The following is a 6,174-nucleotide window of genomic DNA, read 5'->3' as shown; positions in this document are numbered from 1 at the left end:
CCGGTCCGTCGGAGACCGGTCCGCCGAAGTCCGGTCCGCCGAAGTCCGGTCCCCCGAAGAGCCGTTCTCCGAAGAGCCGGACAACATTGCGAGGAGCCGCTCCCGCAGCTGCCCGGCCAGCGCGGCCACCGGTTCGAGCCGGCCGTGCTGCGCGTGCGCCGCCACCGCGGCCGACTGCACCTGCAGCGCCCAGGGATCCACGAACGGATCACCGGCGAGCAGCACGCTGTCCTCCCGGATCCGCTCCACCGCCCGGCGCCACAGCCCGAGCCCGACCTCGGTCAGCCCCCGGGCCAGCGCGATCTCCGCCCGCGCCGCCAGGTCGGGAGCGTAGACGCGGACGGACTCCGGCTGCTGGTCCATCGCCGCGAGGTCCAGCCAGTACTCCGCCTCGTCTACCTCCCCGCGTTGCAGACAGGCGAACACCAGACCCCAGCGGACGCCGATCGAGTCGGGCCAGCCGTCGAACTCGTCCAGCGTGTGCAGCGCGGCCCGCAGATGGTCGTACGCCTCCGCGCTCCGCCCGGACTGGATGCACAGTTCGCTGATCCGCCCATGGCTGAGCAGTTGCATGGCCGGATTGCGCAGGGACCCGAGCGTGTCGGGCATCCGGCGGGCGCACTCCAGCGCGCGCTCCGGGTCGTGCTCGGCTTCCCACACGTAACTGGCGACGCCCCACGCCGCCCCCGCCAGCAGCGGCGCGCCGGACGCGCAGAGCTCCCGCAGTCGCGCGTACTCCGGCCGGCGGATCTCCGGGACGGCGGACAGGACGACGGCCATCGCCCGCACGATCGTGTCCGGCGGGGCGGGCGGCAGCCGGCGCAGGGTGGCGAGGTGCCGTACGGCGTGCGGGCCGAGGCCCACGAAGAGGGCCCCCGTGCATATCGCCGCCGCGCTGCGGGCCACCTCGACGTCCTGGGAGTACTCGGGGTCGTCGGGACCGGGGCGGAAGTGGGACAGCGGGCCGCCGGTCTCGGCGCACAGGCCGACCAGCCGGGCGTAGTTGGAGTCGGTCACCCACAGGGAGGCCAGTACGGCGGTGAGCGCGGCGGTGCTGGGACCGTCGGTGCGGGCCAGCGCGTACCGCAGGGCCAGGACCAGGTTGTCCTGCTCGGCCCGGATCCGGAACCACGCGGGCACCGGGTCGTCGCGGAACAACGCGTCGTGGTGCGCCCGTCCGAAGTCCCGGGCCCAGCCGAGGAACCGGCCGGTCACCGCCTCCTCCTCACCGGCCTCGGCGCGCCGGGCCGCGCTGAACTCCCGGAGCGTCTCCAGCATGTGGAAACGCACCCCGGAAGGACTGTCGCCGACCTTCACCAGGGACTGGCCCGCCAGTTGCTCCAGCAGGGTCAGCGCGTCCGCGTCCTCACCGAGGACCTGCTGGGCCGCGTCCTCGGTGAAGCCGCCGGGGAACATCGACAGCGCGCGCAGCGCGGCCCGGCCGTCGGCCTCCAGGAGGTTCCAGCTCCACTCGACCACGGCCCGCAGCGTGCGATGCCGTTCGGGCGCGTCGCGGGCGCCGCCGCGCAGCAGCGCGAAGCGGTCCCGCAGCCGGTGCGCGATGTCGGCCACGGACAGCACCCGGACCCGGGCCGCGGCCAGCTCCACGGCGAGCGGCAGCCCGTCCAGGTGCCGGCAGATCTCGGCCACCTTGTCGGCGGGCAGCTCCACGCCGGGCCGGGCGGCCCGCGCCCGCTGCTCGAAGAGCTCGACCGAGGTCGCGAGCGACAGCTCCGGCAGCGCGTACACGGACTCCGAGGTCAACCCGAGCGGGGCCCGGCTGGTGGCTAGCACCCGCAGCTCCCGCGACCGCGACACCAGGGCCTGGACGAGATCCGCCGCGCCGGGGATCACCTGCTCGCAGTTGTCCAGCACCAGCAGCGCGGGCCCCGTGCCCAGCGCGGCGACGATGCCGCTCACCGGGTCACCGCTCCCGCTGAACCGCCCGCCCTCCCCGGCGCCGACGGCCGAGGCCACCTCGCCGGCCACGTCGTCGTCGGCGAGGACACCGGCGAGGGTGACGAAGTACACCACGGGCTGCTCGGCGCCCCGGCTCACCGCGTGGGAGAGCCGGGTCTTGCCAAGACCGCCGGGGCCGACCACGCTCACCACCCGGGACGTGCGCAGCAACCCGCCCACGGCGGCGACATCCGCGTCCCGCCCCACCAGGGGGTTCGGCTCGTGCGGCACCCCGTGCCGGACCCTCGGCACGTCAGCCCGCACCAGCTCCTGGTACACGGACTTGAGCTCGGGCCCCGGATCGGTCCCCAGCTCGTCCCGCAGCCGGCGGCGGTAGGCGTCGTACCGGGTCAGCGCCGCGGCCCGCCCGGCGGTCGCGGCCTCGCACCGCAGCAGCTCCGCCAGCACCTCCTCGTCCCGCGGCAGCTCCCGGGCCAGCGCGCTCAGCGGCGCCGCGGCCTCCGCCCGCCGTCCCAGCCGGGCGAGCGCGAGAGCACGGGCCCGGACCAGCGCGCGATGCGCCCGGACCCGCGCGGCACGCAGCGCCACCACCGGATCGTGCAGCTCCTCGCCGGCCCCGGCGCCCACGCTCCCGTCCCACAGCGCCAGCCCCGCCTCGGTCTGCGCCAGGGCGCCTTCGTGATCCCCGGCCCGCGCCCGCGCGGCACCCGCCGCCTCGTGCAGCAGCAGCGCGGAACTGTCGACCTGCGTCTCGTCCAGCGCCAGCCGGTACCCCGTCGGCGTACTCACGATCAGCTCGGCACCCAGCTGCGACCTGAGCCGCGACACCAGAATCTGCACCGCCTTGCCGGGCCGCTCGGGCAGCTCCTCCGCCCACAGCCCCTCCACCAGCCGACCGGTGCTGCAGCCACCGCGCAGATCCTCCGCGAGCAGGGCCAGCAGCCCGCGCAGCCGGGGCGCGGTGATCTCCCGTCCACGACAGACGACTTGGGGCAGCAGGGTCAGCTCGGTGGTCACCCGTGCAGAGTAGTCAGCGGGTGGGCGGGACGGGTGGGAGGAACGGGGGCCGCGGCGGTCAGCCGCCGTGAGCGTGGGGCGAGGGCGTTCTCGGAGGGGTTCCTGGCGTTGTTCCTGGCGGTGTTTTTGCGGCGCGCTCGGAGGGGTCCTCGGAGGGGTTCTCGAAGGCGCGGCAGCCGCGGATCATCGCGGATAGACCTCGGACAGCCCTGGCCACCCGGGCCTCGCCGTCGGCCGACGGCGTCTGCGTCTACGCCTGCGTCTGCGCCACCCGGGCGGCCGTCATCCCCCTCGGCCGCCCTTCGGCGGGCGCCGTGCTGAGACGACGTAGTAGTCCAGCAGCCCGTCGCGATAGGCCGGCAGGAAGTTCCGCGGCCACTGCACGGGCAAGTCGATGCCGGACAGGAAGTGATCCAGGCCCGCCCAGACATGATCACCGATCGACTCGGCTCGTACGTCGGTCAGGCCGACGGCGTCCAGGGCGTCGACCAGGGAGGCAAGCGGGTGGGCCACGTCCAGCCCGGACGCGAAGCTGTCCAGCCGTGCGGCCAGTTCCCCGCCCGCGGCCTCGGCGCCGGCGGGCAGGAAGAAACTGGTGACGGCGAGCCGGCCGCCGGGCCGCAGCACACGCGCGGCCTCACGGCCGAACGCGGCCAGGTCACGGAAGTGCTGGGCGGCTTCGACGGAGTACAGACACTCGAACCGGCCGTCCTCGAACGGCATTTCCTCCGCCGCCCCATGAGCGAACCGAAGCCGATGTGGCGCCCGGCCGAGCCGTTCGGCGTTGGTCCGCCGCGCTCGTTCCAACTGCTCGGGATGGACGTCCAGTCCGGTCACGGAGGCGAACCCGAACTCGTCCAACGCGAGTACGGCGCCGAGCCCGAGCCCGCAGCCGACCTCGACGGCATGGGCGTCCGCACCGTCGAGAGCGCCCAGCACACGACGGTAGAGATTTCGCTGGCTGCGCACCCGGTCCTCGAGGGTCAAGGGCCGGTCGAGCGGAATCCCGTCCCAGTGACCGAAGTTGATGAACCCGCCTCCGAACGCCGGTGCGGAGCTGAGGTCCTGGGGCCCGTAGACGGCACGCACGGAAGGCGCGACGTCGTAGCGGATACCGTCCACACGATCTCCCTGTCCACGATGAGAGTGCCCGACCTCTGGAACGCATCGTGCCCCCTGTCCGGCCACGGCGGCCAGACCACCGACCCGCGCCACGTCCGGTTCGGCCGCGCCAGATGGTGACACCGCTGCCTGCTGCCTGCTGCCTGCCGCCCGCCGCACACAGCGAGCCGGGAAGAAGTCACCTCAGCCGATTGGCCCTCAGAACCCCCGGATGGCTTCCTCGATGAGCGCCGCGCCGGATGTCGATCTAGCCTCCGAAATGAGCGCTGAATTGATCTTTTGATGGTGCGCTCTACTCACCCCTAGGAGGAGAAATGAACAGTTTCCGCAAGGTCGCCGTTGCAGCCGCCATCATAAGCAGCGTCAGCGTCGTGGGTATCATCCCGGCCAACGCCCAGGCTGCGCAGCACATGGGGGGCGGCGGCGGGTGCAAGTCCCACGACCTGAACATCGACATCCTCGGCGAGGTGGGAATCCTCAACGGCCTGGGTGGAAACCTGATCAACGGTGAGGGTAGCCCAGGTGCGCAGGTTACCGACTTCGGTTCCGACTGCAATGGCGGCTGGTAGCCACCTCGCCCGTGTACACCTCGAATAGATGTCAAAGGCCCTGAGCCGTGACGGCGGATTCAGGGGCCGCGCAGACGCTCGGCTGGGATTTCCCAGCCGAGCGTTTTCGCGTAATCGGCCTCTGAATTCGGCGGCCATGGCTGCCAGGTGGTCGCGAGTCCAGACGGACAGGTCCTTGTGGCGTACGGCCCCCCTCGCAGCCGAGCGACGGTGAAGATCATCGGCAGGATGGCTACCGCACGAGGCGGAACACGATTCGTGGGAAGCGCACGTCCGCCGCGCCCGAAGGCTGTTCGGACTCACCAAGTACCTTCTGGCACAGGCGTGTTGGAATGCCCTTATGGCCACTCCCGCTGACGGAACCACCCACCTGAGTCCGGACGAGCCCGAGCACCGCCTGCGCGCCGAGATCGAGCGGCTGAGAGACGAGGCGACGCGCCAGAGGACACTCGCCCATCGCCGGGCCGAGTTCTGGACCAAGATGGACATCGCCCTCGGTTTCCCCGCGGCCTTGCTCGCCGGCACGGCGGGTACGGCAGGACTGGCCTCCGCGGACGCGCGCGTCCCCGCCGCCCTCGCCGCTCTGACCTCCGCCGGTTTCGCGGCGGGAGCGGGCTTCCTGCGCAGCGACACCAGGCGCCGCGCCAACAAGCGCGCCCGGCACGCGTGGGCCTCGGTCGAGGCCAGGGCCACGGTGGCACTGACCCAGGAGCACGTGACCCCCGAGATCCTCGGCACCCTGCTGGAGTGCCGCCAGGCCGCGCTGGCGGCCTACGACGGCGAGGAGCCCCGGCCGGGAGGGCCGTGATCCGCAGCCCTTCCACCCAGTGGCCGGCCGGACGGTCCGGCTGTCGCGCTTCGCGCAACCGCAGTTACTCAGCGCGGCCTCCCCGGATGCCCAGGACGGGCGGGGGAGAGGATGCGACGCTGGAGTGAGGGGCCCGCGAGTGGAGGTCCGAGTGCGTCTCATCCGGTCCGGGGCCCTCTCTTTCGGCCTGGCGACCATGTCCCGGTGCGGCTCAATGGATGCGACGCGACGCAGAATCGTGCGGCCAGTCTGTGAGCCCGCCGGCCGGGGCACCACTCACCGAGCGTCGCCAGGCGGCCTTACCGCGCGGATCCGTCCCGACGGGACCAGGACCGCGCGACCACCCCGGAAGGCAGGTGCGTCCCATGCGCACGTCGACCCGTATCGCCGGTGCCCTCACCGGCCTGACCCTCACCCTCGGTGGTGCGGTCCTCGCCGCTCCCACGGCCCGGGCGGACATCCCCGCCTGCACAAAGATGGCCGAACTGGCCGGTGCCACCGCCTCCGACTCCGTCACGGCGGCCTGCAGCCGTGGCGTGGTCGGAGACCTGCAGAGTTGTGTGACCGGGCTGACCGGGGCCGGAGTGGCGGGTGGCGCCGCGACCGGTGCCTGCCGGGCGGCGGCCCACGAACCGCGTTAGAGGACCGCGCGCGGCCGCCACCCGCCGGCACCGGTCGGAGGCAGTGCCTCGCCTCGCGGGCCTCATGCGGAGCGCCCATGCTGAGTAAGAGGGCGCC

Annotated in this window: 5 protein-coding genes; 3 read left to right on the top strand and 2 right to left on the bottom strand. The window is 73.0% G+C overall.

Translation table 11 applies throughout. The features are described 5' to 3' along the window. Positions 1-2,937, bottom strand: a 2,937-nt coding sequence (locus AB0N16_RS25355; RefSeq protein ID WP_365800345.1) for a BTAD domain-containing putative transcriptional regulator, incomplete at its 3' end; no start/stop codon positions are given. A gap of 282 nt (positions 2,938-3,219) precedes the next feature. Beyond that, on the bottom strand, positions 3,220-4,059 hold the full coding sequence (locus AB0N16_RS25350; RefSeq protein WP_365800343.1) for a class I SAM-dependent methyltransferase: 840 nt from the start codon (positions 4,057-4,059) through the stop codon (positions 3,220-3,222). A gap of 314 nt (positions 4,060-4,373) precedes the next feature. Between AB0N16_RS25350 and AB0N16_RS25345 the strand changes: the two genes are divergently transcribed. The 3 genes from AB0N16_RS25345 (at position 4,374) to AB0N16_RS25335 (ending at position 6,077) form a co-directional block, all read left to right on the top strand. Continuing rightward, positions 4,374-4,628 (top strand): hypothetical protein, encoded by a 255-nt coding sequence (locus tag AB0N16_RS25345; RefSeq protein WP_365800342.1) that lies wholly within the window; start codon positions 4,374-4,376, stop codon positions 4,626-4,628. A gap of 340 nt (positions 4,629-4,968) precedes the next feature. After that, a complete protein-coding gene (locus AB0N16_RS25340) occupies positions 4,969-5,436 on the top strand; it encodes a hypothetical protein (protein ID WP_365800340.1) in 468 nt (155 codons plus the stop codon). Between the two features lie 365 nt (positions 5,437-5,801). Beyond that, positions 5,802-6,077, top strand: coding sequence for a hypothetical protein (locus AB0N16_RS25335; RefSeq protein WP_365800338.1), 276 nt, complete (start codon positions 5,802-5,804; stop codon positions 6,075-6,077). Positions 6,078-6,174 lie beyond the last annotated feature (97 nt).

The sequence above is a fragment of the Streptomyces sp. NPDC051105 genome, from assembly GCF_040682795.1.
GTDB lineage: Bacteria > Actinomycetota > Actinomycetes > Streptomycetales > Streptomycetaceae > Streptomyces.
Note: the sequence above shows the minus strand (reverse complement) of the source record. Positions and strands in the feature narration are given on the sequence as shown.

Bases quoted from the DNA above. Each gene is read 5' to 3' on its own strand.
- AB0N16_RS25345 (WP_365800342.1), top strand. From the start codon at position 4,374: ATGAACAGTTTCCGCAAGGTCGCCGTTGCAGCCGCCATCATAAGCAGC.
- AB0N16_RS25340 (WP_365800340.1), top strand. From the start codon at position 4,969: ATGGCCACTCCCGCTGACGGAACCACCCACCTGAGTCCGGACGAGCCC.
- AB0N16_RS25335 (WP_365800338.1), top strand. From the start codon at position 5,802: ATGCGCACGTCGACCCGTATCGCCGGTGCCCTCACCGGCCTGACCCTC.